This window comes from Pedobacter psychroterrae (assembly GCF_004331695.1).
Taxonomy (GTDB): domain Bacteria; phylum Bacteroidota; class Bacteroidia; order Sphingobacteriales; family Sphingobacteriaceae; genus Pedobacter; species Pedobacter psychroterrae.
In genome coordinates this window covers 94,629-120,366 of the sequence record NZ_SJSL01000003.1, presented here as the reverse complement: position 1 = coordinate 120,366, position 25,738 = coordinate 94,629, and the positions used below count along the sequence as shown (strand labels likewise).

Annotated in this window: 25 protein-coding genes; 11 read left to right on the top strand and 14 right to left on the bottom strand. The window is 41.9% G+C overall.

The genetic code is table 11. From position 1 onward, the window contains the following. Both EZ437_RS14325 and EZ437_RS14320 read right to left on the bottom strand, forming a co-directional pair. The gene (locus EZ437_RS14325) at positions 1-1,713 is read right to left on the bottom strand and encodes a hypothetical protein (protein WP_131596747.1); all 1,713 of its coding nucleotides are present in this window, start codon (positions 1,711-1,713) and stop codon (positions 1-3) included. A gap of 116 nt (positions 1,714-1,829) precedes the next feature. Beyond that, positions 1,830-2,546, bottom strand: coding sequence for a LytR/AlgR family response regulator transcription factor (locus tag EZ437_RS14320; RefSeq protein WP_131596746.1), 717 nt, complete (start codon positions 2,544-2,546; stop codon positions 1,830-1,832). A gap of 147 nt (positions 2,547-2,693) precedes the next feature. Between EZ437_RS14320 and EZ437_RS14315 the strand changes: the two genes are divergently transcribed. Next, on the top strand, positions 2,694-4,742 hold the full coding sequence (locus tag EZ437_RS14315) for a tetratricopeptide repeat-containing sensor histidine kinase (RefSeq protein ID WP_131596745.1): 2,049 nt from the start codon (positions 2,694-2,696) through the stop codon (positions 4,740-4,742). A gap of 14 nt (positions 4,743-4,756) precedes the next feature. Here EZ437_RS14315 and EZ437_RS14310 read toward each other — a convergent pair whose 3' ends face one another. The 3 genes from EZ437_RS14310 to EZ437_RS14300 all read right to left on the bottom strand — a co-directional run bounded on the left by EZ437_RS14310 (position 4,757) and on the right by EZ437_RS14300 (position 7,856). After that, on the bottom strand, positions 4,757-6,304 hold the full coding sequence (locus EZ437_RS14310; RefSeq protein WP_131596744.1) for a bifunctional GNAT family N-acetyltransferase/carbon-nitrogen hydrolase family protein: 1,548 nt from the start codon (positions 6,302-6,304) through the stop codon (positions 4,757-4,759). Positions 6,305-6,474: 170 nt separating this feature from the next. Then, on the bottom strand, positions 6,475-7,221 hold the full coding sequence (locus tag EZ437_RS14305) for an esterase family protein (RefSeq protein WP_225869592.1): 747 nt from the start codon (positions 7,219-7,221) through the stop codon (positions 6,475-6,477). A 47-nt stretch (positions 7,222-7,268) separates the two neighbouring features. Beyond that, complete coding sequence (locus tag EZ437_RS14300) at positions 7,269-7,856, bottom strand: GDSL-type esterase/lipase family protein (RefSeq protein WP_131596742.1); 588 nt, start codon at positions 7,854-7,856, stop codon at positions 7,269-7,271. Positions 7,857-8,056: 200 nt separating this feature from the next. Here EZ437_RS14300 and EZ437_RS14295 point away from each other — a divergent pair, with 200 nt between their 5' ends. Further along, on the top strand, positions 8,057-10,135 hold the full coding sequence (locus tag EZ437_RS14295; RefSeq protein WP_131596741.1) for a right-handed parallel beta-helix repeat-containing protein: 2,079 nt from the start codon (positions 8,057-8,059) through the stop codon (positions 10,133-10,135). Between the two features lie 60 nt (positions 10,136-10,195). Beyond that, a complete protein-coding gene (locus EZ437_RS14290) occupies positions 10,196-10,852 on the top strand; it encodes a hypothetical protein (RefSeq protein WP_131596740.1) in 657 nt (218 codons plus the stop codon). A gap of 93 nt (positions 10,853-10,945) precedes the next feature. Here EZ437_RS14290 and EZ437_RS14285 read toward each other — a convergent pair whose 3' ends face one another. Both EZ437_RS14285 and EZ437_RS14280 read right to left on the bottom strand, forming a co-directional pair. Continuing rightward, positions 10,946-11,200, bottom strand: a complete 255-nt coding sequence (locus EZ437_RS14285; RefSeq protein ID WP_131596739.1) for a Txe/YoeB family addiction module toxin — start codon at positions 11,198-11,200, stop codon at positions 10,946-10,948. Next, entirely contained in the window at positions 11,197-11,451 is a 255-nt protein-coding gene (locus tag EZ437_RS14280) for a type II toxin-antitoxin system Phd/YefM family antitoxin (protein ID WP_131596738.1), read from the bottom strand. The genes EZ437_RS14285 and EZ437_RS14280 overlap by 4 nt, the downstream gene beginning before the upstream one ends. A gap of 234 nt (positions 11,452-11,685) precedes the next feature. Between EZ437_RS14280 and EZ437_RS14275 the strand changes: the two genes are divergently transcribed. Together EZ437_RS14275 and EZ437_RS14270 are read left to right on the top strand one after the other, a co-directional pair. Next, positions 11,686-12,024: a PadR family transcriptional regulator gene (locus tag EZ437_RS14275; protein ID WP_131596737.1), complete on the top strand. Its 339-nt coding sequence runs from the start codon at positions 11,686-11,688 to the stop codon at positions 12,022-12,024. Next, on the top strand, positions 12,024-12,704 hold the full coding sequence (locus tag EZ437_RS14270; RefSeq protein WP_131596736.1) for a hypothetical protein: 681 nt from the start codon (positions 12,024-12,026) through the stop codon (positions 12,702-12,704). The genes EZ437_RS14275 and EZ437_RS14270 overlap by 1 nt, the downstream gene beginning before the upstream one ends. A gap of 183 nt (positions 12,705-12,887) precedes the next feature. Here EZ437_RS14270 and EZ437_RS14265 read toward each other — a convergent pair whose 3' ends face one another. Then, on the bottom strand, positions 12,888-13,502 hold the full coding sequence (locus EZ437_RS14265) for a hypothetical protein (protein WP_131596735.1): 615 nt from the start codon (positions 13,500-13,502) through the stop codon (positions 12,888-12,890). A gap of 1 nt (position 13,503) precedes the next feature. After that, positions 13,504-14,010 (bottom strand): RNA polymerase sigma factor, encoded by a 507-nt coding sequence (locus EZ437_RS14260; RefSeq protein ID WP_131596734.1) that lies wholly within the window; start codon positions 14,008-14,010, stop codon positions 13,504-13,506. 337 nt (positions 14,011-14,347) lie between these two features. Here EZ437_RS14260 and EZ437_RS14255 point away from each other — a divergent pair, with 337 nt between their 5' ends. Together EZ437_RS14255 and EZ437_RS14250 are read left to right on the top strand one after the other, a co-directional pair. Next, positions 14,348-14,830 carry a hypothetical protein gene (locus tag EZ437_RS14255; protein WP_131596733.1) on the top strand — a complete coding sequence of 161 codons (483 nt, stop codon included), beginning with the start codon at positions 14,348-14,350 and terminating at the stop codon, positions 14,828-14,830. Between the two features lie 20 nt (positions 14,831-14,850). After that, on the top strand, positions 14,851-16,032 hold the full coding sequence (locus EZ437_RS14250; protein WP_131596732.1) for a retropepsin-like aspartic protease: 1,182 nt from the start codon (positions 14,851-14,853) through the stop codon (positions 16,030-16,032). A gap of 126 nt (positions 16,033-16,158) precedes the next feature. Here EZ437_RS14250 and EZ437_RS14245 read toward each other — a convergent pair whose 3' ends face one another. Further along, complete coding sequence (locus EZ437_RS14245) at positions 16,159-17,082, bottom strand: DUF6263 family protein (protein ID WP_131596731.1); 924 nt, start codon at positions 17,080-17,082, stop codon at positions 16,159-16,161. A gap of 222 nt (positions 17,083-17,304) precedes the next feature. On the opposite strand from EZ437_RS14245, the gene EZ437_RS14240 reads away from it, so the two are divergent. Together EZ437_RS14240 and EZ437_RS14235 are read left to right on the top strand one after the other, a co-directional pair. After that, positions 17,305-17,946, top strand: coding sequence for an energy transducer TonB (locus tag EZ437_RS14240; RefSeq protein WP_131596730.1), 642 nt, complete (start codon positions 17,305-17,307; stop codon positions 17,944-17,946). A gap of 155 nt (positions 17,947-18,101) precedes the next feature. After that, positions 18,102-18,413, top strand: a complete 312-nt coding sequence (locus EZ437_RS14235; protein WP_131596729.1) for a hypothetical protein — start codon at positions 18,102-18,104, stop codon at positions 18,411-18,413. Positions 18,414-18,451: 38 nt separating this feature from the next. On the opposite strand, the gene EZ437_RS14230 is transcribed toward EZ437_RS14235, so the two are convergent. Beyond that, complete coding sequence (locus tag EZ437_RS14230; protein WP_131596728.1) at positions 18,452-18,988, bottom strand: hypothetical protein; 537 nt, start codon at positions 18,986-18,988, stop codon at positions 18,452-18,454. A 355-nt stretch (positions 18,989-19,343) separates the two neighbouring features. On the opposite strand from EZ437_RS14230, the gene EZ437_RS14225 reads away from it, so the two are divergent. Next, a complete protein-coding gene (locus EZ437_RS14225; RefSeq protein ID WP_131596727.1) occupies positions 19,344-22,364 on the top strand; it encodes an ATP-binding protein in 3,021 nt (1,006 codons plus the stop codon). Between the two features lie 20 nt (positions 22,365-22,384). On the opposite strand, the gene EZ437_RS14220 is transcribed toward EZ437_RS14225, so the two are convergent. The 3 genes from EZ437_RS14220 to EZ437_RS21755 form a co-directional block, all read right to left on the bottom strand. After that, the gene (locus EZ437_RS14220) at positions 22,385-22,702 is read right to left on the bottom strand and encodes a hypothetical protein (protein WP_131596726.1); all 318 of its coding nucleotides are present in this window, start codon (positions 22,700-22,702) and stop codon (positions 22,385-22,387) included. Positions 22,703-22,796: 94 nt separating this feature from the next. Next, the gene (locus EZ437_RS14215) at positions 22,797-24,980 is read right to left on the bottom strand and encodes a TonB-dependent receptor family protein (RefSeq protein ID WP_131596725.1); all 2,184 of its coding nucleotides are present in this window, start codon (positions 24,978-24,980) and stop codon (positions 22,797-22,799) included. A gap of 172 nt (positions 24,981-25,152) precedes the next feature. Continuing rightward, positions 25,153-25,482: a hypothetical protein gene (locus EZ437_RS21755; protein WP_205942718.1), complete on the bottom strand. Its 330-nt coding sequence runs from the start codon at positions 25,480-25,482 to the stop codon at positions 25,153-25,155. Between the two features lie 73 nt (positions 25,483-25,555). On the opposite strand from EZ437_RS21755, the gene EZ437_RS21965 reads away from it, so the two are divergent. Next, positions 25,556-25,684 carry a hypothetical protein gene (locus tag EZ437_RS21965; RefSeq protein WP_262708924.1) on the top strand — a complete coding sequence of 43 codons (129 nt, stop codon included), beginning with the start codon at positions 25,556-25,558 and terminating at the stop codon, positions 25,682-25,684. Positions 25,685-25,738: the final 54 nt, after the last annotated feature.

The following is a 25,738-nucleotide window of genomic DNA, read 5'->3' as shown; positions in this document are numbered from 1 at the left end:
TTAAAATTTAAATTGATAGCTCAGCTCTGCCCGTGTTTCAGTAAAGTTGGACTGCAGTGCATTGAAAGTATTGGTGTTATTGTTGGTAAGAAATATATTGAAGCCCAGTCGCTGGCTCCTACTGACCAGGTAACCCAGGTTGCCTGATCCGTTCAGGATATAGCTTTTTTGCCCATTGCCGAGCGCATCTGTTAAAGTAACACTAAGCCCGGTCTGCATTTTCTGTTTCAATAAGGTAGAATTGCCTCCCAGGGTGATTCCCGTATAGCGGTTTGACAGTCCCTGGCCTTTCAGCGTAGTATTGTTCAGGTTCATGAACAAACTCAGCTGCTTTTTAATAAAGCTGAGGTTATAATTTATAAAATACTGATTGGTAGTAATGTTTCTAGACGTGGCCTGCGCATCAAAATAATTGTTAAAATCATTCAGGCTGCTAAAGTTGACCGAACCGGAAATGGCGTGGGTAGTTTCCGGCCGCAATATAAAATACCTGGGCATCAGGCCAATCGTTTGCGTGGTCTGCACAATCCTTAATGAATCGGCAAACCTGGCCGTCTGCGGGCGCTGGTTGTCAGAGAAATTCGTATAGACCACATCCAGCCCCAGCGCTTTGGTCAGTTCCACACCGGCATTTGCAGAAGCAATGATGCGTTTATTCTGCGCAGTCTTTTGCTTTTTCAGGTTATCATGCTGCAGACCAATGCTTCCGTTAAACCGGACCTTCCCCTTCCATAATGTCACATTCGGACTTATGGTCCAGTTCTCCAGGTCTGAATTGAAGAAATAAGCGCCCATTGTCTTAAATTCAGGCTCTATGCGCTTATAGCCGACTTTGATACCGTAGTTTTTAACTCTATAGCCAAATGACCCAGAAAATGCCGTGTAGTATTCACTTGTTGCATTGATGATAAAATATTTCCTCGCCTTCTTTAAGAGGTCGCTGTCTACCGAATCCAGATTCAGCGGAGAATTGATATCATTTGTATACAAGCTAAATGCCCCTGTGCTCTCCAAAAATAAATTCTTTAATAACGTTACTTTAAAGGAGTAACCAAATACATCATTTTTGGCAGGCGATATGACATCAAGTTGCTGGGGAACGCCTAAAGGTTTACTCTGCGGGTCATCTTTGGCATTCAGGTAACTGAATTCCAGAAAGTTCCTGTCCGATCCATAACCTAGCTTGGCCGCGTACCCCTTTCTGGAGAAAGAGAAAGGGACCAGCGACTGTGATGTCGTGTCGATGGTTGTAGCCCTGCTCAGCCTGCCATACATAAATCCAACACGCAACTTTCCGGGATTCAGCTCAAAGCCACCGCCCAGCATGGTATGCCCACCCAGTGTATAAGGTGAAAAAGAAAGGTTCCGATATCCTGCATGCAGGGTAATCCATTTGTAATTGGGGCTCATGCCAAACTGGTTAAATGGCTGGCGGAACGACCTGTCCGACTCACTAAAGCTAAACGACACCGGGATCTGAAAGCCATAGATACCAATGGTAGGGTTGCCGCTAAACAGATAAGAAAGTGGTTGCCTGCGATTGGCAATTCCTGTGGCGCTGTAAAACATACTTCTTGCCTCCAGGGTTCCGGAGTAAGTAAAGGGCTTCAGTTCCTTAAAATTAGAAAAATCCTGTGCCTTTCCCTCCGGAATGATGACCAATCCAATAAGCAGGCAATGCATCCACTTGAGAATTTTTACTGCTGTTTTCATAATAGGGTTTATGATGATTCAACCCAAAGTAGCAGCAAAAATTATTAGATTTTTGTCAGAATGAGTAAGCAGTAAGGTTCAATGAGTGAAGCCCCTAATGAACTGAGTAAGTTGGCTTAATGGATAGACAATTTCTCCATCAGCGCCTCTTTTCTGGATGCTGATACTTCTACTTCAGTACCATCGGTCATTTCCAGCGTACCACCGTCGCCTTTGCGGTATTTGACTACATAATCCAGGTTTACAATGGCCGAGCGGCTGATGCGCAAAAAGCTGTTTCCCTGCAAAGTATTTTCATATTCCTTCAGGGTTTTGGAAACCATGATCTTCTTTTGATCGCGCAGGTAAAATGTGCTGTAATTGCTCATGGCCTCTACACGTATGATGCTCGAACTGTCTATCAGGTATACCCCCTCTGCAGTAGAAAGTGCCAGTCGGCCGGGTGTCTCTGCCGTGTGGCTGCGCGGATACTCGGCCATACGTTTTTTCAACCTGAAGATGGCTGTATGGAGTTCATCCTCGTCAATCGGCTTTAACAGGTAATCTACCGCACTCAGCCGCAACGCCTCCAGCGTATAAGTATCATATGCTGTAGTAAATATCACCTGAAAGGCAAAACTGCCCAACTTCTCCAAAAACTCAAACCCGTTCAGTCCCGGCATCTCCACATCCAGAAAAAGTACATCAGGCTGCAGGTCTGCAATTTTTGAAAGTGCTTTATAAGGATCATTAAAGACTGCAACAACCTCCAGGTCGCCCTTAAAAAAATCAAGTTTACGGTTCAGCAAAGTACTGCCGCGCAATTCATCATCTAAAATTACCGCTTTTAACATACACTGAATTTACGCTGGTAAGATAAAGAAATTATCCCGATTGAGTGAATGCATGTTATCAATTAGCGGGCAATGCCATGCAACTAGCGGAAGCCGCTAACATTATGATGAATAATCCGTTATTTTGAGTAATTAAAAGACCTGATCATGAAGTCCCTTTTCAAAATCTGCCTGATGCTATTGCCAATACTGTATTTCCAGCCGGCTTATACACAGAAACAAGGGCTGACCGCCATCGATTCGATAAAGCAACACCTGATTACCGCAGAGCCGGATACCCATAAAGTCCGTATCATGTACCGCATAGCCGAGGGATATCGGTTCAGTATACCTGATTCAGCAAAGCGTTATGTCAGTGAGGCGCTTGTTCTGGCCAAAAAACTCAAATGGCAAAAGGGGATTGGCGCGCTTCTGGACTGCCTGGGCAGCGTTCACAATGACAATGCCGAATATCCAAAGGCACTGGAGTACTACCATGCAGCATACAAGATCAATAAAGTGATAGACCACCGGCCAAACATGGCAAGGAACCTAAACAATCTCGGTTCAGTTTATCAGCGGCAGGCCCAGCTGGTCAAAGCACAGGAGTACAACTTTCAGGCACTAAGACTGGCAGAGGACAATAAGATGAACGATCTGACGGGTCTTTTATACGCCAATATCGCTACCGTATATATGGATCAGGGTAACTTCGAGAAGTCCCTGGAATACAATTACAAAGCACTCAAGAAGCACAAGGAGATGAAAGATAAGAATGGGATTGCCGACGTATATCATAGCCTGGCAATTATGCATCTTCAAAAGGACAACCTCAAAAAAGCTGAGGTGTACTTTAACCTGAGCCTCAAGATGTACAAAGCGATGGAAAACAAACTGAAAGAAGCGGTCCTTTTGTCGCAAATAGCCCTGGTCCACGACGCCGATAAGGATAAGAAATTGACCTATATGTTTACTGCCCAAAAGCTCTTTAACGAGACCAATCCCTATCACAACAATTCGCTCACCAATATCGGGAACATCGGGGGAACCTATGCTGATATTTATATTAATAAGCTTGCTGGCAAAGGTCCTTACAAAAACATCCCGTTAGATTACAAGGTAATCGCTAAAAAAGCCGATGAATACCTCAAAAAGGCAGCAAAATATGCCACTGAAATAGGCGACAAAGACAACCTGAGTTACTTTCTGGATAACCTTGCGCAATTGCAGGAAGAGCAAGGCAATTACCAGCAGGCGCTTGAAAATTTTAAAGCCTCCAAAGGGATAGATGACTCCCTGTATTCTCAGGAAAGCAAAAACAAGCTAGCCACCCTGGAAGCCCAGCATGCATTCAGGGAAAAGGAAGATGGATATAAACAGCAGCAACAGATCAGCGTACTAAAAATGAAGCAGGTGTACCTGTATGCAGCCCTCATAATACTCCTTGTATCTGCCATACTGATCTACCTGCTCAACCGCTCGCGCATCGGCCAGCTGCACCTGAAAAACCAATTACAAAAGAAAGAAGCTGAGGAAAGAACAAAAGAGCTGCTGCATTTAAATAAGCTTTCAGAAAGCGAATTAAAAGCGATCAGGGCACAGATGAACCCGCATTTCATATTCAATGTACTCAATTCGATCGAGTCCTACATTGTCGAAAATGATTCAAAAACAGCAAGCAGACTGGTACAGAAATTTGCTTCACTCACCCGTTTGGTACTCGAAAATTCCACCCAGAGCCTGGTTACTGCCGAACGCGAATGGAAAGCACTAAAATTATATGCCGACCTGGAAATGATGCGTTTCAACCAGCAGTTTACCTGCACTTTTGAACTCGACCCAAGTCTTGATCTTTCCACAATCATGCTTCCCCCTATGCTGGTACAGCCCCTTATTGAAAATTCCATCCATCACGGCATGCGCAATTCAGATTCTGCTGAAAATAACATCATTATCAGCCTCGAACAAACCACATCCAGTATCATTTTTACAATAGACGACAATGGCATAGGAATAGACGAGGCTGGGAAATTTAAAACTTCCTCTTCGGTCAAGAGCAAATCCATTGGCCTTTCAGCTATCAAAGAACGTATAGACATCATCAACGCCATCAATGAAGGCGCGCCCGCCCGATTTGAGATCGTAAAAAAGACACCTGAACAGGGCTCAGGTACTACTGCAAAAATTATTTTACCTAAGATTTTCAGACTGCCATAAAGTTGTCAGTTCTTTTATTTTTTACTCTTATTTACTATCTTATAAATATCAGACCTCCTGTCCTTAAGATTTCTGACCGCGCCAAAGCTATGGAGTTCTTTCAGTAGGTCCACATCCACGTCCGCGATTAAAGTAGTCTCGGTATTTGGTGTCGCCTCCGCTTTGATCCCGTTACTAGGAAATGAGAAGTCTGAAGGTGTAAACACAGCCGATTGAGCATATTGTATGTCCATATTATGCACTTTTGGCAGGTTCCCAACACTACCCGCAATCGCTACATAGCATTCGTTTTCTATCGCCCTGGCCTGTGCGCAGCTCCTCACACGGGTATAACCATTCTGTGTATCCGTCATAAACGGCACAAAGAGGATCTGCATGCCCTGCTCTGCCAATAACCTGGGAAGTTCAGGAAACTCTACATCATAACAAATCAATATCCCGATTTTACCACAATCCGTATCAAAAGCCTTTATTTCATCTCCGCCCACCATTCCCCAAGCGTTTTTTTCTGATGGAGTGAGGTGGATCTTACGAAACATCTCGTACGTCCCATCCCTTCTGCATAGGTAACCAACATTTTGCAGCACCCCATTTTCCAGATACGGCATACTTCCAGTGATGATATTGATGTTGTAGCTAATTGCGTACTCCACAAATTTATCACGCAGCGGGATCGTGCTATTGGCTATTTGCCTCATCGCCTCTGCTCCGCTTAAATGATTATAAGCCGTCATCAATGGCGCATTAAACAGTTCTGGAAATAGAATAAAATCACTCTGATAATCACTTACTACGTCCACAAAAAATTCTATTTGCTCGCAGAGCGATTCCATATTTGGAAAGGGACGCATCTGCCATTGCACCAGGCCAAGTCGTATGATAGACTTCTTGGAATTGATATGGGCGGCTTCCTCGTTATAATAGATATTGTTCCATTCCAGTAGCGAAGCAAATTCAAGCGACTGTGTATCACCCGGCAAATAGCCTTTTAATATTTTCCTCACATGAAAATCATTTGCGAGCTGAAATGACAAAGTCGGATCATGTATTTCCTTGCCTTTTACCTTGGCCAAATACGCTTTAGGTGTCAGCTGATCAGCATACTCTTTATATTTCGGTATGCGTCCTCCAGCAATTATGGCGCGCAGGTTATGTCTTTCGCAGATCTCTTTCCGGGCATCGTACAGCCTTCGTCCTATACGCATCCCTCTATAATCAGGGTGGACGAAGAAATCAATCCCATACAAAACATCCCCATTTTCATCGTGTGTAGAGAAGGTATAGTTGCCGGTTACTTGTGCATAAGTATGATTATCTCCAAATTTATCGTAATCTACAATAAGGGAAAGCGCACACCCAGCTATCGCACCATTTACCAGTATGCAGATCTGTCCTTCCGGAAAGATCTCCACCAGTTGGCTAATATGCGTTTCACCCCATGAAGAGGCACCCTCCCATTCTGAATAAGCTTCTATCATAGAGGCCTTAAGCCCAAGATAATCGTCCTTAGTAAGTGTCCTTAATTCTATTTTAAGATCCTCATTTTTCAATTCTTTCTCCATATTAACCATTGATTTTTTCTTTGTACGACCATCTTTCCCAAAAAAGGCGGGGAATTGTCTTGTAAATAAAGTAGCTCACTACAAAGAAACAATAAAAATGCCGAAGCCCTTTTTATTTATTTAAATTAGCATCAACAAATAAATCAGGCTTATGCTTGCCATCGGCATGATTAAAGATAAATCGGAACCATCTGCCGCCAGTAGTGTGGCCGGTGCGCATTGCTATTCCATATGTGAAACTGATTGGAAATACCTTTGTTCCACAGCATATTGCTGAACCTTCGGTTACCAGGCAAAAAAGGATCGGTTTCGCCCACTGCAAGGATAACTTCCAGACTGCGCAGCGCATTCAGCAGGTAATTGTCATTTAAATTTGGAATATATTGTTCAGGCATGTTAAGATAAACGGTCTCATTATGATAGCCATCCAACAGATCTTTAAAATCACCAGGAGCATTGGTCAGGTCATATCTTCCGCTAATGCCCACAGATTTTTTAAATAGCCATGGATATTTCATGGCAAGGTTAATGGCATGGTATGCACCCATACTGCAGCCTGCGGTTTCTATATAATTCCCATTATTTTTTAGCCGGATCAATGGGATCACTTCATCTATCAGGTAGTTCTCATACTGCAGGTGCCTTGCAATCCTCACTAAAGGACAGGCATGCTGATTATAGAAACTCTCCTGATCGATACTGTCAACACAGAAAAGCTGTAGCTCACCATTATCAATTTTTGTTTTTAGTGCGTTTACTATTCCCCAGTTTTCATAATCATAGAACCTGGCCATACGGGTAGGGAAGAACAGCACCGCCTTTCCTGCGTGACCGAAAACCAGGAGTTCCATTTCCCGGCCCAGCCGCGTACTAAACCATTTGTGATATTCCCGTCTCATCGTTATTAAATTTCTCAAGAAATATCAGTGTTTGATGTTACATGGATATTAAGCAGGTGTCATGATTAACACAGCGCTTGTTGGATGATCTCTTTCCACAATTGATAACCTTGTCCGCTTAAATGCAATCCGTCATGTGTATAATATTCTGGTTTTGGATATCCCGATTTATCCAGCATATTTTTGTATACATCAATAAACTTCCAGTTACTCTGAAGTTTTATGATCTCTCCTTCTATCAGGTTATTGGTATACATAAACTTATCGGCCATGTGCCAGCGGCTAATGCTAGGTTTAAGGGAAACAAAATAACAAGGTATGCCACCAAACAGTCTCGACGTTTTGGCCATTAGCTGCTGAAAAAAAATGAAGATCTCTTCCGGATTCCTCCCATCTCCGAGGTCATTATCCCCCGCATAAACAATCAGAGCGCCCGGATTATAATCAGTCATGATCCTTTCAAAGAACCAGACACACGCGGCGAGGGTTGAACCGCCAAAACCCAGATTAGCTACTCTTTTATCCGGGAAATCTAGATAAAGCGTATTCCACAAACGGATCGAAGAACTACCGTAAAAAATGATTTCAGGGTCGTACGCTTCATTTAGGTGATTAGCTTCAAGTGCTCTTACATCATTTTCGTACCAATACATAGTAAGCATAAAGATACTTTTGTTTTACATCTCATTAATCATATCCATTATTAAGTTTTCCAAGCCATCTTCACCTTTTAGGCAACTGTTGATAACACAGATTTAACACGACAATAACATAAGTCTATTTCTTGTTGTCTATAATAAAATAGCCATAAGCCCTTTTTATTGTTTAAATTAGGTTTTCTAAATTAAACCAGATGACCCGATTAAAACAAAGCATTCTTCTTTTGCTCATGTTCTCAACGCACTCGACGTTCTCAGTAGGCATTACTTCCTCCGCATTTTCTTTAACCATATATGTATCCTTAAACGGCAAGGACAGCAATCCCGGAACTGCCAAAGCACCCTTTGCTACCCTTGAAGCAGCGCGGGACCATATTAGAAAGCTACGCCAGCAAAAACAATTGAAGGAACCGGTAGAGATACTGGTAAGCAGCGGCACTTATTACCTGACAAAGCCTCTGGAATTTACACAAGAGGATTCCGGCACAGCCAATTCAGCCCTGATCATTCGCGGTACAGCTGGAAAAACACCTGTTTTTAGCGGAGGCACACTGCTCCCTTCCTTTCAAAAAATAACAGATCAGCTATGGAAAATTGACCTTTCAAATCCCAATCTATATGGAGGGCCTATCCAGCAGCTCTTCATAAATGGAACCAGGGCGGTACGTGCCCGCACACCAAATCAAGATATTTTCTACAAAATCAAAGGCGTATCGGAAACAGCCGGAAAGCGGGCTATTCAAAAGATCCCGCTCACAACCGATCAGTTTCAGACCCTGCAATTTCCTGCACAGGACACTGGTAACCTGATCGTTTCCATCCACCACGCATGGGACAGAACCCGTAAATATGTAGAGAAAATCGAGGGGAAAGAAACAAGTATTTCCATCTCCGGAAAACCCATGCAGCCCTGGAACAAGCTCAATAACAGCGCACAGTTTTATTTCGAGAACAAGAGAACATTTCTGGACCAGGCAGGTGAGTTCTTTTACGATCCTTCAGGTGCTTTGTATTATATACCCAAACCAGGTGAAACCATAACTGCAACTATCGCAATCGTCCCGCTTATCGAACAAATAGTAGTCATTAAAGGCAGCCCTGATCTAAAAGCACAACATATACGGTTTGAAAATCTTTCTTTTCAGCATACCCGTCACATCATGACAGCTGAGGGGGAAGAACCTATGCAGGCAGCCGCTCCTACCGAAGCCACCGTTATGGTCGATTATGCAGACAACATCCGCTTTGACAAATGTGAGATATTCCACACAGGCAATAACGGACTATGGTTCCGGACCGCCTGCCAGAACAATTCTGTCACCAACAGCTACTTCCATGACCTGGGTATTGGAGGACTAAAGATCGGCGAAATGAAGATACCTGCTGATCAGCGCACAGCTACGGGAAATATCCTGATCGACAACAACATCATCCGCTCAGGCGGGCAGGAAATACCTACGGGTATAGGAGTCATCATTTTTCAATCGGCAGACAACACCATATCGCACAACGAGATTGCAGATTTCAGGTACACAGGTATTTCTGTTGGATGGGTATGGGGATATGCAGAAAGTCCGACAAAACGCAATAAGATCATCAACAACCACATCCATCATCTGGGCTGGGGTGAGTTGAGTGATATGGGTGGCATTTATACGCTCGGCCTCTCTGAAGGCACGGTGGTAAGTGGCAATGTCATTCACGATATTTACTCCTATGGCTACGGTGGCTGGGGATTGTATACCGATGAAGGCTCCACAGGTATTGTTATGGAAAACAACCTGGTATACAATTGCAAAAACTCCGGCTTTCACCAGCATTATGGCAAAGACAACCTCATCCGCAATAACATTTTTGCCTTCCAGATCAAAGCCCAGCTTCAGGCTAGCCGCGTAGAAAAGCATCAATCCTTCAGGTTTACCAGAAACATCATTTACTACTCGTCGGGAAAACTTGGTGAGACTAACTGGGATAAAGTCAATGCGGTAAAAGACAGCAATATCTACTGGAACACTGCCATGGAAAAAATCAATACTGCAAAAGATCAACATGCCCTTGTAGCCGACCCATTGTTTAATGATCCATTGAATCATGATTTCCATATTAAAAACACCACAGTGATCGATAAAATAGGCTTCAGGCAGTTTGATTATACTAAGGCCGGAGTGTATGGAAACAAAGCATGGAAAAAACTGGCGCTTTTTGATAAGCGCTTACAAACAAAGTTCAGTGAGACGGTTGACCGGCTGTTAAAAGACCAAACTCCTTTTTAAATCCCCAATATTTACTATATTGAGGGGCAGTGTTAGGTCTGCAATAATCAACACACACAAATGAAAAACATTACTGTAAAAATGGTGCTGTTTTGGCTATGTCTTGCCAGCACCGCCAGCGCTCAGCAAATCCATTCCGCCTATTTTATGATCGAAGACTTCAAATCTCATATCCGTCTGCTCGAGCTCACTGTCCAGGATTTCATCATCACGATCGATGGGGAAGGAAATATTATAGCTACCACATCTTTACGCAGAAGCGATAAGCAAACTTCGGATATCGATTTCGACATATACGGAAGGCCCTCCCCCAACCAGGGCCTGAAAATAGAGGAGTATAATGATTTTGACAACAATAAAGCGGGGAAGATAAAATCCATTAATGGCATCGACGTTGATTACTACAGCAATTTCGACATCCACGACATACCTGGAAAAATAAAGTCAATTGGCAACATTATTTTTAAATACAACAATTCATTTGACATTCACGACCAACAAGGAACACTCAAATCCATTGGGAACATTAACATCAAATACAACACTAATTTCGACCTCAGGGAAATAAAGGGAACCCTGAAATCTATTGGGCCGGTAGAGATTGGATGGCATACTGGAATGCAGTTGGGGAGGTCAAAGGGCAGGATCAAATTTATTCGGGGAAATACCAGGGCGGTTTATGTAGCTAAGCTAACTGGCCATCGTGGATTTGAATAAACAGCTAAAGATAGCCATGTCCAGCTGCAATGGCGTAGCAGCGGCTATTTCCGGATTATTGGTAGTAGATTTATTTTAAAAAAGTTTTAATGATCAATAATGATATCTACATTGAAGAATAATAACTGAGTCATCTTCTATTCTATATACAACGCGATGCTCTAAATTTAACCTCCTCGACCACCAACCAGATAAATCGTGCTTAAGCATTTCAGGTTTCCCCTGCCCCTCGTATGGTGTTCTTTCAATTTCTTTAATTAACGCATTAATCTTCTTTAAAATTGACTTATCATTTTGTTGCCAGTAAAGGTAATCTTCCCAGGCAACGCTTAGAAAAATAATTCTCATTCTTCAATAAGCGATCTTTCCTGCCCTTTACCTTTTTTATATTCAACAATCCCTTCCATTAGTCTGGAAGCATTTTTCGGACTTTTCATCAAATGAAATGTTTCCATCAAACTCTCGTAATCCGCTTTAGAGAGAACAACCACGTCTTCTCCATTATTCCTGCTAATGTACAAAGGTCCCTGGCTTAAGAATACCTTATCTAAAAAGCTTTTTAAATGCTGCCTGAAATTAGAATATGTGGTGATCTCCATAATGTTATCAATAATATATATTCAAAGTTAAATAAAAAATAAGACTTGTACAATAACGAGTACAAGTCTGTTTAATAATTCCTAACCTTAATTTACTACCACAACACGATACACCCCGATTTATCAAGATCTACCACTAATAAAAAAATAGAAACTTAGTAAATAAACACAGTGATATAAATGTAGTTTTTTATGCATAATTTTTTATGTATATAAAATTATGTATATTAGCATATGGCATTAAACACTGATCTATTTAAAGGCACTCTGCAAACCATTATTTTAAGCATGCTGTCTCAGCAGGATAAAATGTATGGTTACGAGATTACTCAAAAAGTAAAAACCATCACACAGGGCGACTTACTAATAAAAGAAGGGGCATTATATCCTACTTTGCATAAGCTGGAAGCTGAAGGATTATTGGAGACATCAACGGAAATAGTGGATAATCGTGTTCGTAAATATTATTCACTGTCTGAGAGTGGAAAAATAGAAGTGGTAAATAAACGACAGGAAGCATCATGTTTCATACAAAACCTGCAAGCGCTGTTGAATCTTAAACCCTCATTCTGATGAAATTAACCATAAAACAGCTGAATGAAATTCATCACTTTGTCTCAATGCAAGTGAAATATAGAGAAACTTGTGAAGAACTTTATGACCATCTAGTAAATGCGTTGGAATTTAAAGATGAAGCCTTCAGTTTACTACTCGTAGCGCAAATTATTAAGGAGGATTTTGGGAGCTTTGAGTTGATTGGGGAGGAAGAGAAGCATCATCGCAAACACGTGACAGTAAAATATAGTAAATTACTTTGGCGAGAGGTGTTGAACAGCTTTGAAGTTCCCCGATGTTGTATCTATATCGTTATATGCTGGTATTTCTATATGATTTACAACAGCACTATACCGGAAAAGGTGATGATTAACATAATGTACGCATTAGCAATTGCGGTAACTTTTCCTGGAGTGTACTATTTTTACAAAAGATATTTTATAGACAGAAGATTTGAGAAGCCTTCTTTGATTTACGATTTCATGAACAGAACTTGGTTGATTGGATTTTCCATTGTTATTTCTATAATTGGTTTGGTTGTTCAACCTGCAGCATTATTTTCAGTTAATGGAGAAGCAAAATTCTTTGTATTATTTGGTACAACTCTATTGACTGATATCTACGTGCGTTCCTTCAAAAGATTATTCGATAAGAAGATAAATATGTTACCTGCTACAAGGCTGGTCTTAGATAGATAGTTCGATAAGACAAAGAGCTTTATAATGGTGTTTATCATTTGTATCATTAAACGAAGATTTCTTTTTCCCGTAAAGCTGATATAATAGTTTCTTCTTAAAAAATCTTAACAACAAAGATTCAGGTATGAAAAAAGCCGTATTGAAATTAAAAAAATGTGATCTAACAATACTTTCAAGAATTCATTAACGTAAGTTATTCTTTTCAAATTCAATCAGTTCTGCCAATTGATCCTGGGTAATTTTTAATTGTCTATCATATTCTGCATACGCTTTACGGCTTAAAATTATAGTGAGTGTAAGAATAATACCAGCAACCAAACAAAAGATTGCTAGAACCTGATTATTATTATACAATGAAACTTTATAAGTAACATTTAAAACGATTGGCACTACACTTAAAAACCAAAAGGCAACAATTATAATATCATATTTAGCGTTCGCAGCCAAATGAATCTTAAAGGTGCAAATCGTCTTATGCAATTGAATTATTGAGTCTTTATAGTTTGGTTTTTTTATCGATAAATGGGAGATAAAAGACCATAGCATCGCTAAAGCACCTAAAATCGCCGGTATACTGTACTCAATTGACTCAATCATCGAAACTGCAAGGCCTATGGATACAAGACAATAAATCAAGGCCATATTCCGGCCAAACAATGATATGTTGACAATCTTGTTAATGTCTCCGGCAGCTTTTTCCATATTCATTTTCATCAAAAGTTCTTCGTTAAGTTTAATCCTGCTGTTTAAGTTTCTATGTTCCGCTTGCCAGAGATTTTTTAATTCGTCGAGTTCCATATTAATAGTCATTTATTATAGAAATACTTTCTTTTAGTTTCCTTTTGATTCGGTTAATTTTTGTGCCGACGTTGGTTTCGGTCAGTCCAGTGATTTCCGAAATTTCGTTATAGCTTTTATCTTCTAAATAAAGTATAATAATTGCCTTATTTAGTTCATCGAGTTTATTGATAAACTTGTGTAAGAGAATGGTTTTATTTATGTGCTCTTCATTATAATCTTCTTCCACTGCGATTTTAAAGATGGTCTCATTATAAGGCTCGATAGTCTTCGTACGTTTGAAATCTCTTCTGTAATATGATACAGCCACATTCAGAGCTATTTTATATATCCAAGTAGACAATTTAAATTCCTGATTATAATTCTTCAAGGACTTCCATAACTGGATTATAATTTCTTGTTCCAGGTCTTTTCTGTCGTCCGAATTCCGGCAATAAGAGTAGATCACCTTATACAAAAGCCTTTTATGCTCATTTATAATATCAATAAATTGCTCTCTTTCTGACATTCGATTCACTTAAGATTTATATTCACTATATTATTCGCTAGAACGATTGAAAAATCACAAAAATGAAAACATTTATTTTACATCGACAATTGTGCATTGTTAACGCTGTGAAATCCATCTTTTCGTCTAGCCGGGAACTTAAGCATTAAGCAAGATAAAGAGAAACTTAATGTCTCACAAAACGAAGATTATTAGAAGCCAAATTTCATACGCCCTGGAAATCTTAGATGTTAATACAATGATCAATTATTGGCCCCATTACGTAAAGTTCCTCATATAAGCTTGTTGCAAATGATGAATTAATATATATTTACAATAACCGATTATTAACGCTTGTATGAAGAATAAAATCCTGATCCTTACCCTTGCGGCCACGCTGATCTGCGCAGCTGCCATCGCACAAACGCAAAAGAAAAAAGTTAACAACGCAACAATTAAAACCTCATCTCACAGCACAGCACATATTGGCACCTGGAAACTGATCAGCCAGAAGATCACCTATCAAAACGGCCAAATGCTTTTGTCGGACAGCGGATCTGTTTTTTTGCGGAAAATACTGACGCCGACAAATTTTGTTGTGATCGTAGAAAAGAAAGTACCAGAGCTAAACAATAGAAAAATTGCAGCTTCAGTTTCCGGAGGGATTTATTCTTTAGAGAACGGAAATTACCAGGAATTTACTAAATATGCCGCTTTTGATGGCTTCGAAAAAATGAAAATCAACTACAAACTAACTATAAAAGATGGCAAGCTGCATACCGTTGGCACAATAGGTGGGCCGGAAATATATGAAGAAATCTACGAAAGAGTCGATTGGTAACAATGATCGGAGCATATTAAATGAGAATATTTTTCGCCATCCTCCTGCTTACCCTAAGTTCCACACTATCTTACTCACAAGAGGAATTCACACTGAATCAGGGTGGCACGAGTCAAAAAAACTACTTTACAGAGATCGAATATGAAGATATAAGATGGGCACCCATTATCAATGTGACTATCAATGGTAAAACTTATCGTTTTCTGTTGGATACCGGGGCGGGCAATACCATCACAAAAAAGCTATTTGACGAATTAACGCCCGAGGTGATTAAGAAGATCCCCATCTCGGACGCCAATAATCAAGCGGACAGTTTGAGTATCGTAAATTTAAAAGAAATCACGATTGGTAATCTAGTCTTCAACAATATTCCAAGCGCGGTCCCTAAAGACTCCCTCATTTTCGATTGTCTGAAGATCGACGGCTTTATCGGGAGCAATATGCTGCGAAACTCTATAGTGCAATTTTCCTCCAAAACCAGGAAAATTGTAATTACAGATCAGCCGGAAAAATTGAATCTGCACCAAAAACAAGGAACGGATATGTACTTGACACAAAGCCAGAACCTTCCCTTGGTAACTATCGCATTTTTCGGCAAAGGGTCGGGTACCATTCCGACACTCTTCGATACAGGCTTCGCAGATTTTTTTAACCTTGCCCTATTTCATTTTAATGCAACTCAACAAGCGGAGGTGTTTAACGTACAGGCGAAATCAAGAGGCAGAAACAGTTTAGGTTTATATGGCTTTGGAACCGACACCACGCAGTATCGGTTGCAGGTGCCGGAATTACACATCAATGGAACAGTATTCAAGAATGTAAACCACAATACCACAGTAGGAAACGATTCCATTATCGGAGCGCGTCTGCTGGATTACGGTATAGTAACAGTAGACTATAAACATAAAAAATTCTACTTTGAACCTTTTGAAACATCTTTTGATCTGTCCAATGGCTGGTTTCCGGTAACCATTATTCCTAAAGACGATAAAATATGGATAGGAATGATCTGGGATGAGCAGCTGAAAGACAAGATCAGCCTTAACGACCAGGTTCTTGCCATTGACGGCGTCGACTATACAAATGTTTCCACTTGCGAAATCATGGTGAAACCCACCATCTTCAATGGTGCAAGCCAAGCGACTCTAACGCTGAGGAACGCTAATGGAGCGACAAGAAAAGTGACTATATATAAGAAGTAAAAAGAGTAAAGTTCGCTTAAGCGCAAAGTTTTACGATTGTTACTCTATTATTTGGCATCAGTGTGGCAGGCTATGGCTTTAGACTGGAGTATAGGCCAATCAGCGACCGTGGGAGAGCAAGCGGGCTTAATTTGAAGTGATCGTTGTCTTGCCGCTGATCTCCATTGGGATGGTCATTCCTTCGGGCATTTTATCATTGGCTTTGAAAGAAACAATGCCTTTGAGGGTCATATTTGAAGCAGACTCCTCTACCCAGCCTGATTTCTTGTCTATTTTCATACTGGTTGTAACATCGCCGGTGATATCCGTCTTGGCGAACATCCCGTTGAGCTCCTTGTAAGTACCCGCATTTGGACTGGTCATTTTGGAGACGCCGCTGATCACATATTGTCCTGCAGTAATCTCATCCAAAGTATAATTGTTATCCACCTGCATATCCATGTTTGCAGATGCAACTGTATTTTTCACAGTCCATTTGCTGCCTTTGCTGATTGCTGACTGGGGATAGAAAGCCATCATATTTTCCATGTTGTTCTTGAAGGCCTTTTCGCCAAAGGACTGTTCGATCTTAGCCTGCAGTTTTTGCTTTTGCAATGGCGTCAGGTTCGGGAATTTTTCAAATACAGAGGAGTAAAGGTGTGTGACATTGCTGATGGACAAAAGTTTTCCCTGCTTGTTCATTTTCATATGAAAGGGCTTGTTCTTCATCAGCCCCAAAGAAATGGAAACCGTATCGCTTTTGTCTTCTTTTTCAGAATCGAAAGATATACTTTGTCCGCCAGGCATATCTGTCTTCGAAGAAAGGGTCTTATAAGCAACATCGATGTCATATACACCATCTTTTGCATCAGTAACGGTGAATACCGTTGTGCCGTTGATGGCCATGTTGATGAGCATCTCAGTCTGGTTGAATGTCTGTTTAATAGCCATTACCATAGACATTTTCTGTTGGTATACCTGTCCTTTGGTCAGGTTCAATTCAATTTTATTTTGGGCATAACAGGCGCTGCAGAAGAAGGTAACGAGGATAAAGGTTAAATGACGTTTCATGGTATTATTTTGGTTTAATGCTAAAGTAGTTAAACTTAAACATTTCTTTTGCATTCATTGCCTTTAGATTTACTTCCCGGGATTGATAAAAACTCAAGGGAAAAGAGCACAGCAACTATAAATACCTTAAAATGACTTGAAGAGCACGATGATATTGGCTTTTATTCATACAGGGAGTTATTCAGTCCTTGACCTTCAGCAGGAAAATATTATATTAGCAATATGAATTTACGCTTAATTATCTCAGCATTACTCTTACTTGTTGCAGGCGTTCAAAGCTATGCCCAAAAGGTCGACACTACATTTTACGACGCCGACTGGAAGGAAACAGAAAAAGCCAATCATTCTTTCTACAGAATCATGAGCAACACTGATGACGGCAAGTTCCTCGCTACTGATTATTTTAAAACAGGGGAAGTTCAAATGACCGGAACCTTCAAATCTTTATCACCGGAGGTAAAAGATGGTGACTTTATCTGGTACCACCAAAATGGGAGAAAGCAGACGGTAACGAATTATAAGGATAACGCCACCACAAGCACCAAAAGCTGGGACGAAGAGGGAGTCGAGATCATAAACGTTCCACCAGAATACCCTGGGGGTATGCAGGCACTTTATAAATACATAGGTGCAAAATTCGTTTACCCTAAAGGTCTTAACCCTAAGCCAATTGGTAAAATAAACTTGAGCTTCGTAATAGACAAGGATGGCAGTATTACCGACATCACTGTGGTAGAATCTATGCATGAACTTCTTGATGCAGAAGCGGTACGTGTTTTACAAAGAGTCCCTAGATGGAAACCAGGAACCCAGAACGGTAAACCAGTGAGGGTAAAATATAATATCCCGCTAAGTATGAAATAACCCAACAAACGATAGAGAGGTGTGAGAACAAAAAAACTTTAATTGTAGCGTTCCTAGGTGTTTTAGTCGTTTAAATAAAAAACCTTAAATGAAACCTGACAATGACCATTCAACTGAAGCTATTTAAGACTTATTTGCTACCTTCCATTATTTGTATGACAGTATTACTGTTCGCCGCAGGCTGCAAGAAAGACCGAATTACGGTAGACCAATCGAAGCAATATAGCCAGGTAGGCCATGTACCAATGAATGCTTATGATGGAGGCTGGGGCCTGACATTACAACCAGAAGGGGTTGCAGATTTGAGCCCGGGTGGTGATATAGTGTATCGGGGCACCTATAAAATCAATGGCTCTAAATTAAAAGTTACAACATCTCAGAATTCTGGCTCTTATACTTTTGAAATCATTTCCGACACTCAAATTCGTGAGAAAAAATATGGTGTAATATTGGAATTGATCGAATAACAATTTATCGAGAGATCATGTAAACAGCAATCCACAGCCTATTGTTTATCGTAAACCAGCTTCCTCATTTCCTTGCGGAGGTTGACCTGGACAGATATAGACTTACCATCATTGATCAACTTCCAAACCTCTTTTACTTTAATATCTGGTTCCTTACCTTTTGTATAGAAGGATTTAAGCGAGGTAACAATCATAGTTTGTCCATCGTGTGCCCACCTGGCAGTAGACTCGTCCCTTGCTCTCCCAAAAACAGTAGCTTCCCTTTCTTTACCGTCGAAAATCAGTTTCTCTTGCCTTTTAACCGGCTCCCATTCAGGAGACGAACTCGTTACATGGACGGTTAGAAGACCTTTATTTCCGGCTACGGTCATCGTATTAGAAAACATACGATCACCTTCCCCAAAAATACACACGGGAAACGGCCCGGTCAGGTCACTTTTCGGCTTATTTAATTTCCATTTACCAACAAAGGTAGCCTTATGAGCGCCTTTTTTTTGCTGAGCCAGTACAGGAAGGCAAACTACTACCGCCATTACGAAGATCAGGCTGGATAAAACAATTCTTTTGTTTTTCATATCCTATCAATTTGATTCAGCGAAACTACTTTGATATCCTTCAATCTGAAGAACTTAGATTGTAAATAAAAATGTAAATTTTGTAAATTATGTATAGCGATGCACGCAGAAGACCGAGGCCGAAAGACAAGACCTCAAGCACCCAATATAATGCATAGCTCCTGATCCCATTACTTTGAGGGTATCCATTTATACTCGTTGGTCGTATACTTGTTCCATACTGCAATATAATTATTCTGTGTGGAAGATAAGATCAAATAAGAATATTTCGCCCTAAGCCAAAACTATATCAAGAAGCGGTTGTTAATCATAAAAATTCAGTTTTTTCTGCCAAAACACGTATTATATTTGCTGCATGCACGAACAACTACCTTTTTTGCAGGGCGGAGGTCAACTCGGAGAATTGATCCGAGATAAAGACTGGTCAGCCACCACCTTAAAGTCCCCTGATCACTGGCCTGAAAGCCTGCGTTCAGCAATTGCGATTTCATTGAGTTCTGGCTTTCCGATAGCCATCTATTGGGGAAAGGACTTTACCTTGCTTTACAACGATGCCTGGAGCAGCATCCCGGGACAAAAGCATCCCTGGGCGCTGGGCAAACCCGGCGAAGTGGTCTGGCCGGAAATATGGGAAGGATTAAAAGGCGAGTTTGAAAGTGTACTGTACCAGGGCCAGTCTTACCGCCGACCGGATGCCCCATTGTACATGCACCGTTTCGGGTATACGGAGGAGTGCTATTTTGACTATACCCTTTCTCCTATTGTCAGTATAGATGGAAGTGTGGGCGGCGTGTTCAACGCAGTTGTGGAGACCTCCTACCGGGTCATCAACGAGCGGAGGTCGGCCATAAGAAGCGCATTTCTTGCCAAAGTTCATACCGCTCGAAGCGTCACAACAGCGAACCAGATCATTGAGGGTCTGCTGGCAATTGCTTTTCTCGATATTCCATTTTACATTTATTATAGCAATAACAACGATTCCAGCGAGAAAGAACTGGTCTTCAGTAGTTGTTTGAATTCGCATCAGCTTGCCGGTGTAGCTCAACTGTTGGAAGATGGGGACGGACAGGAAGTGATCCACCTTGAAAACCTGGATACCAGACTTGCTGAACCGGCTATATGTCACTGGCCGGAACCTGTGACTGAAGCCCTGATCATCCCGGTAAATAATGCAGAAGGCATCATCAAGGGACATTTGGTACTGGCAGCGTCCGCGAGAAAGCGGATTGACGAAGATTACCGTCAGTTCCTTTTGGCCGTCGCCGCAAACACCGGAACCATCCTCAATAATGCAGCGGCGACTGAGTTGGCCCAGGCTTATCAAAATGAACTCCTTTTGAATGCAAACCTGCATGAAGAGCAGCAAGCGCTGGCAGAAGAAGTCACTGCTGCCAACCAAGAACTTTCTGCCTCAAATGAGGAATTGTATGCATCCAACGAGGAACTGGCTGCAGCAAACGAAGAACTGGCTACAACCAATGAGGAACTGAGCGAAACACAATCCTTATTGCAGGCTACCCTCGACGGGCTTAAAGAAAGCGAACAGCGGTTTCGAAACCTGATCCGGGAAGCCTCTGTTGGAATCATCTTACTCACCGGGCCCGAGTTTATCGTTGAAGTCGTCAATGAAGCATACGCCAAACTAATCGGGCGCAGCACTGGGGAATTGCACCAAAAACCACTGTTCAATATCATTCCTGAGGCCAAAGCAGCCTTCGCAAAAGTTATTGAAGACGTGCTCCATACCGGCGAACCCACCTATCTGTATGAACAAGCCTACCTGGTTAATAAGGACGATGCGCCAATATCAGGATTTTTAAACCTCATTTATCAGCCCTACCGCGAAGCTAATGGAAGGCTTGCCGGTGTGATGATCTTGTGCCAGGATGTCACCGGTCAGGTATTAGCAAGGCAGCAGGCTGAAGCGACAGAGCGCCGTTTCCAGTTCATGCTCAACGCCATTCCTCAGCAGGTCTGGACTGCAGATCCTGAGGGGCAATTAAATTACGTCAACCAAGTAGTTTCAAACGACTTCGGCTATCCCGGTCCGGAAATTGTAGGACAAGGCTGGCAGGCTTTTATCCATCCTGACGACCTGCCCTCCTGCTTACTGGCCTGGCAGCAGGCCCTGTCCACGGGCAAGGAATACCTTACTGAGTTCCGCCTCAAATTTGCAAACGGAGAGTACAACTGGCACCTGACCAGGGCTGTACCCTTGATAGAAGAGGGAAAAATCAGCCTATGGCTGGGCACCAATACCAATATCCAGCAGCAAAAGCAAAATGAACAGCAAAAAGACGAGTTTCTTTCGATTGCCAGTCACGAGCTTAAAACCCCGCTTACCGGAATAAAGGCTTTCACGCAATTGATGCAAAGAAGCGCGGACTTGGAGCGAACTGCAACTTATATTGAAAAATCGACTGATAACATCCACAGACTGGAAAAACTGATCAACGACCTGTTGGATGTGACCAAGATCAACGCCGGGAAACTCAGCTACGACCTGCAGCCTTTCAATTTCTCTCAGATGCTGAAAGACGCTGTGGAGAGTGCGCAGCTGACCACCAGTCACCAGATCACTTTAGCGCAAACCGAGGGCCTGACCATCACCGGAGACCGACTGAGGCTGGAGCAGGTGATCAACAACTTTTTGAGCAATGCCATTAAATATTCCCCGGACGGAATAGAGGTCATTGTGAAAAGCCATCTGGCCGGGGACGCGCTGATTGTATCAGTTCAGGATTTCGGCATCGGTATCCAGGAGCAACACGTACAACGCTTATTTGACCGCTATTACCGCATCGACAATAGCGCCATGCGCTTTGAAGGGCTGGGGCTTGGGCTGTTCATCTCTTCAGAAATCCTAAAGCGCCACATGGGCACTTTCTGGATAGAAAGCGAGCCGGGCAAAGGCTCCACATTTTATTTCAGATTGCCGCTTACTGAGCCCGTTGTTTCTGCTCCGGTCACCGAGGAAAACCAATTCTACAAAAATGACCACATCACCATATTTCAAGACAAGGACAACCACTGGTTGGAGGTGGACTGGACAGGTTTCCAGACTGTGGATGCTGTAAAGGCTGGTGGCATGAAAATGCTGGAGATGCTTGAAGCAAGCGGTGTTAGTAAGGTCATGAATGACAACACGAATGTAACGGGCACCTGGTCTGAAGCTGCCGACTGGGCCGGGCAGGAATGGTTCCCGATGATGGAAAACGCGGGGCTGCGCTATTTTGCCTGGGTATATTCTCCCAGTGCATTCAGCAGGCTCTCAGCTGAAAAAGCGGTTGATGTCAAAGTCGGAAATACAGTGGTTCAGTTTTTCACCGATGCTGAGTCTGCCAGAGCATGGTTAAGTAGCGTGGGGCTTTCTTAACCTTATAATATAATGCAGATCTACTTGCTTTGAGACCGGGCTTGTCTGGTCATTTTAAGCTCTTCAGCTAAAAACCGTTCCAAATTCTTGCTTTTTACCGCATATCTGTTACTGACATTCAGGCCAATAATACCATGCTTTTTTAAAAGGTCATATGCAGCAGCTATAGTTGGTATCGAAAGCCCATGTAGTTTTGAGCTTTCTCCTATTGAAGGAATCAAAGCCCCTATTTTATACATGCCAGCTTTAATGTCAGTGGCCAGAGACAAAGCCAGTTTGCGGTAAATAGGCAGTTCAGGTTCCCTTTTGGATTCAATTTCGTTATCTAAATTATTCACAGACCAAATTTATAAAACAATTCTGAGACAACAGCAAGCAGCTGCAATTCAATATAGCGTTTAATTTACAAAAATGCTTAAATATAAAATCAGCCTACAAACTCAGCGATACGGAGGTCGAATACATTCTGCCGTCGGACGGCCAAATACCGGGCCCCGGATAGAACTGAGGACGTTTCGTAAAATATTCTTTATCAAATACATTACCCACATTTAGTCCGATACGTAAATAGCCGGTCATTGCTATGCTGGCATTCATATCAAACAGATTATAGGAAGGCACAATACCAACAGAACCAGTTGCATTTGGCATTACAGCATTTAATGCATCAGCAAATGATTTGGCGGTATAGCTGTGCAGGATGCTCAGACTGTTATGCTTAATTTTCAGTGTTGCACCATTTCTCGATGTCCACTCCGGCACACTCTCCACTTTGTTACCATCAACGGAAACAGTACTTTTGGCATTGGCATCTCTAATGCTCGCTTTCTGATATTGTGCATCCATATATGCGGTGGCAGTAAATAAAGAGAGGCTGGTCATTTTCCCTAACGGAAATGCCGCCTGAATGAAGATCTCCACTCCTCTGGTTTTAGAATCACCGATATTAGTACGATAGATAGTTTCCTGGTTATCTCCATCAGTTTGTGAAACAGTGCCCAGACGATTATTGTACTGCAACTGGAAATAACTTACATCCCAATTCAGGAATTTCCAGTTACCCCTAAAACCACCTTCAAGGTTATAACCTTTCGCATCTTTCAGCTTTTTATCGACTATCTCAAATATCGAACCCGGAACAATATCCTTAAAGATGACCGGCCGGTAGGCCTGTGACCATCCTGCATATAAGTTCATCGTTTTATTCAGTTCATATTGGGCGCCGGCACCAAACAGGGGATATTCGTGTTTGATGGTATTTGGGATGTCCTCAGTAGGATAATTGTTGATGACCCCAGTCATATTTGTTTCTCCTGCTTCAACACGTAATCCAGCATTTACAGAGAATTTAGGCGACACGACCCATCTGTTCTCAGCAAATAAAGCCACATTGCTGGTCTTGAGGTGCATGTCCCTGCCCCAGCCAGGCGTGACCAGTGAAAGGTCAAAATCTGCTCCGGTTGTCCCTTTGCCCAATTGCTGACGATGCAGGTCATTGTTCATGTACTGAATACCAGCAGTCAGGTTGCTGATCTGGCCCAAAAACCGGTAAGAGTGCAACAACCGCAGTTCGCTGGTGTAACTATTAAAGTGGTCGACATCAACTTGCCTGTTTGCATACTGAAGGTTTACCGGGTCTATAGCATCAACTACATTGACCAGCTTGTCAAATAATACACTATTACGTGCACCAATTACTGCGGATGAAGTAAATTTCAGTTGTGTGTTCTCGCCTGCCTTCCAGTCGAGTGTAATAGATGGAACATTGATATCCGGGTTATAATAATTGCGTGACCGGGTGGATGAACGTGGATCGTCTTTGAACATCTGGTCTGTCAGTTGCCCTGCCAAGTGGGTGACATAATCGGATCTTGTCCATTCCGCTTTAAATTCCAGGTTTGGAGTAAACTCATAAAACAAGGAGATATTTTGCGCACCGTATTTAGAATCGCTGTTCTTTCTATAACCGCTGCTTGCCTTCTTATTGAACCATGCGTAGTATTTAAATTTGCCTTTGGTACCGCTGAGGGAATTGAATGTACTCAGGAGACCATACGAACCAACCGTATTAACACTTTGAAATGAAAGTTGGGAAGAGTCGGGCTTCTTACTCACATAATTGAGCATTCCGCCAAACTGTCCGCCATATTGAAGAGAACCCGTACCACGAACCAGTTCAATACGTTCAACTGCTTCCAGAGGGATGTTATAATGACTGGCCGGATAACCATACATATCAGAATTGGTGAGGATTCCGTCTTTTCGAATATTGAACTCCCATCCGCGGTGCGGATCCAGACCACGTGTCGAGATATTTGTCTGGTTACCTGTACCGTCCATATCATATACAAAAATACCTGGTATTTTGGAAAAGACCTGGCGACCGTATTTTTCGGCCAAACCTACATCTTTATTGGTCAGGTCGATGACCTCACTTTTCTTTCCGGAGAAAATGTACGTACCGGAAACAGAATCCAACCGCCTTATTTCACGCTGCCGGCTGATTCGGTTAATGTTAACTTCCATCAGCTTTTTTGGTTCTTCTGTAGTGGTGTTTTGCGCAAATACAGGGATGCTGGTAATTATTGTAAGTGCGAAGATCCAAGTTTGTTTCATTAAAGGTTAATTTTGGTTGTGACGAATATAAAAAATTACCCTCAATTATCTGGAATGATTCCAGATAAAAAACTGATTCTTGCTATTTCATCCATTGCTTCTAGTTTCTCAATACTGACCCTGTGGTAACTGTCTGTTCTTTTTCACACCGCAATTAATCCTGCCAAAAAACCTAGTATTTTCCCAGGTAAACCCAGCGCGGTGCCGGTATGTATGTCGTAGTTGATCGATTTAACTGATCAGAAGCACTCAGAGAAGAGGACCGTTCGCCTGCAACTAATAGTTTACCTGAATAGCGGTCATACTTTCGAGGCTGCCGGTCATAAAAACTTACAGTGCTGAAGTAAGCAGAAATATTAGCAGTGCCTTCAGTACTAACAGGTAAGGTAAAATAATAATAATCGGCCGTTGGCTCATCCGAAGTGGCATGCGAAAAAATCTGATCAACAGGCATGCTAGCCCTGGTGTTAGTCGTATCTGATAACACCGGCTTTTGGTTCACAGAAAACAGCTTAGCCGGTAATTTAATCAGAGTTTAACGTCGTTTAGTACTGGGGAAAACTAGTATTTTCCAAATGTCTGATATCCTTGAACTACCTGTGTACTTCAAAAACACGGAACTGCATCTTTATATCGCCATGATTGCCGATGACAGGAAAAGCATCAGCGACAGCGTATATGTAGACACCATGACCCTCACCTAATATCCACAAAAGCGATTTGATCAGAAAAAATTGAAAGGATACCTTTATATTAGC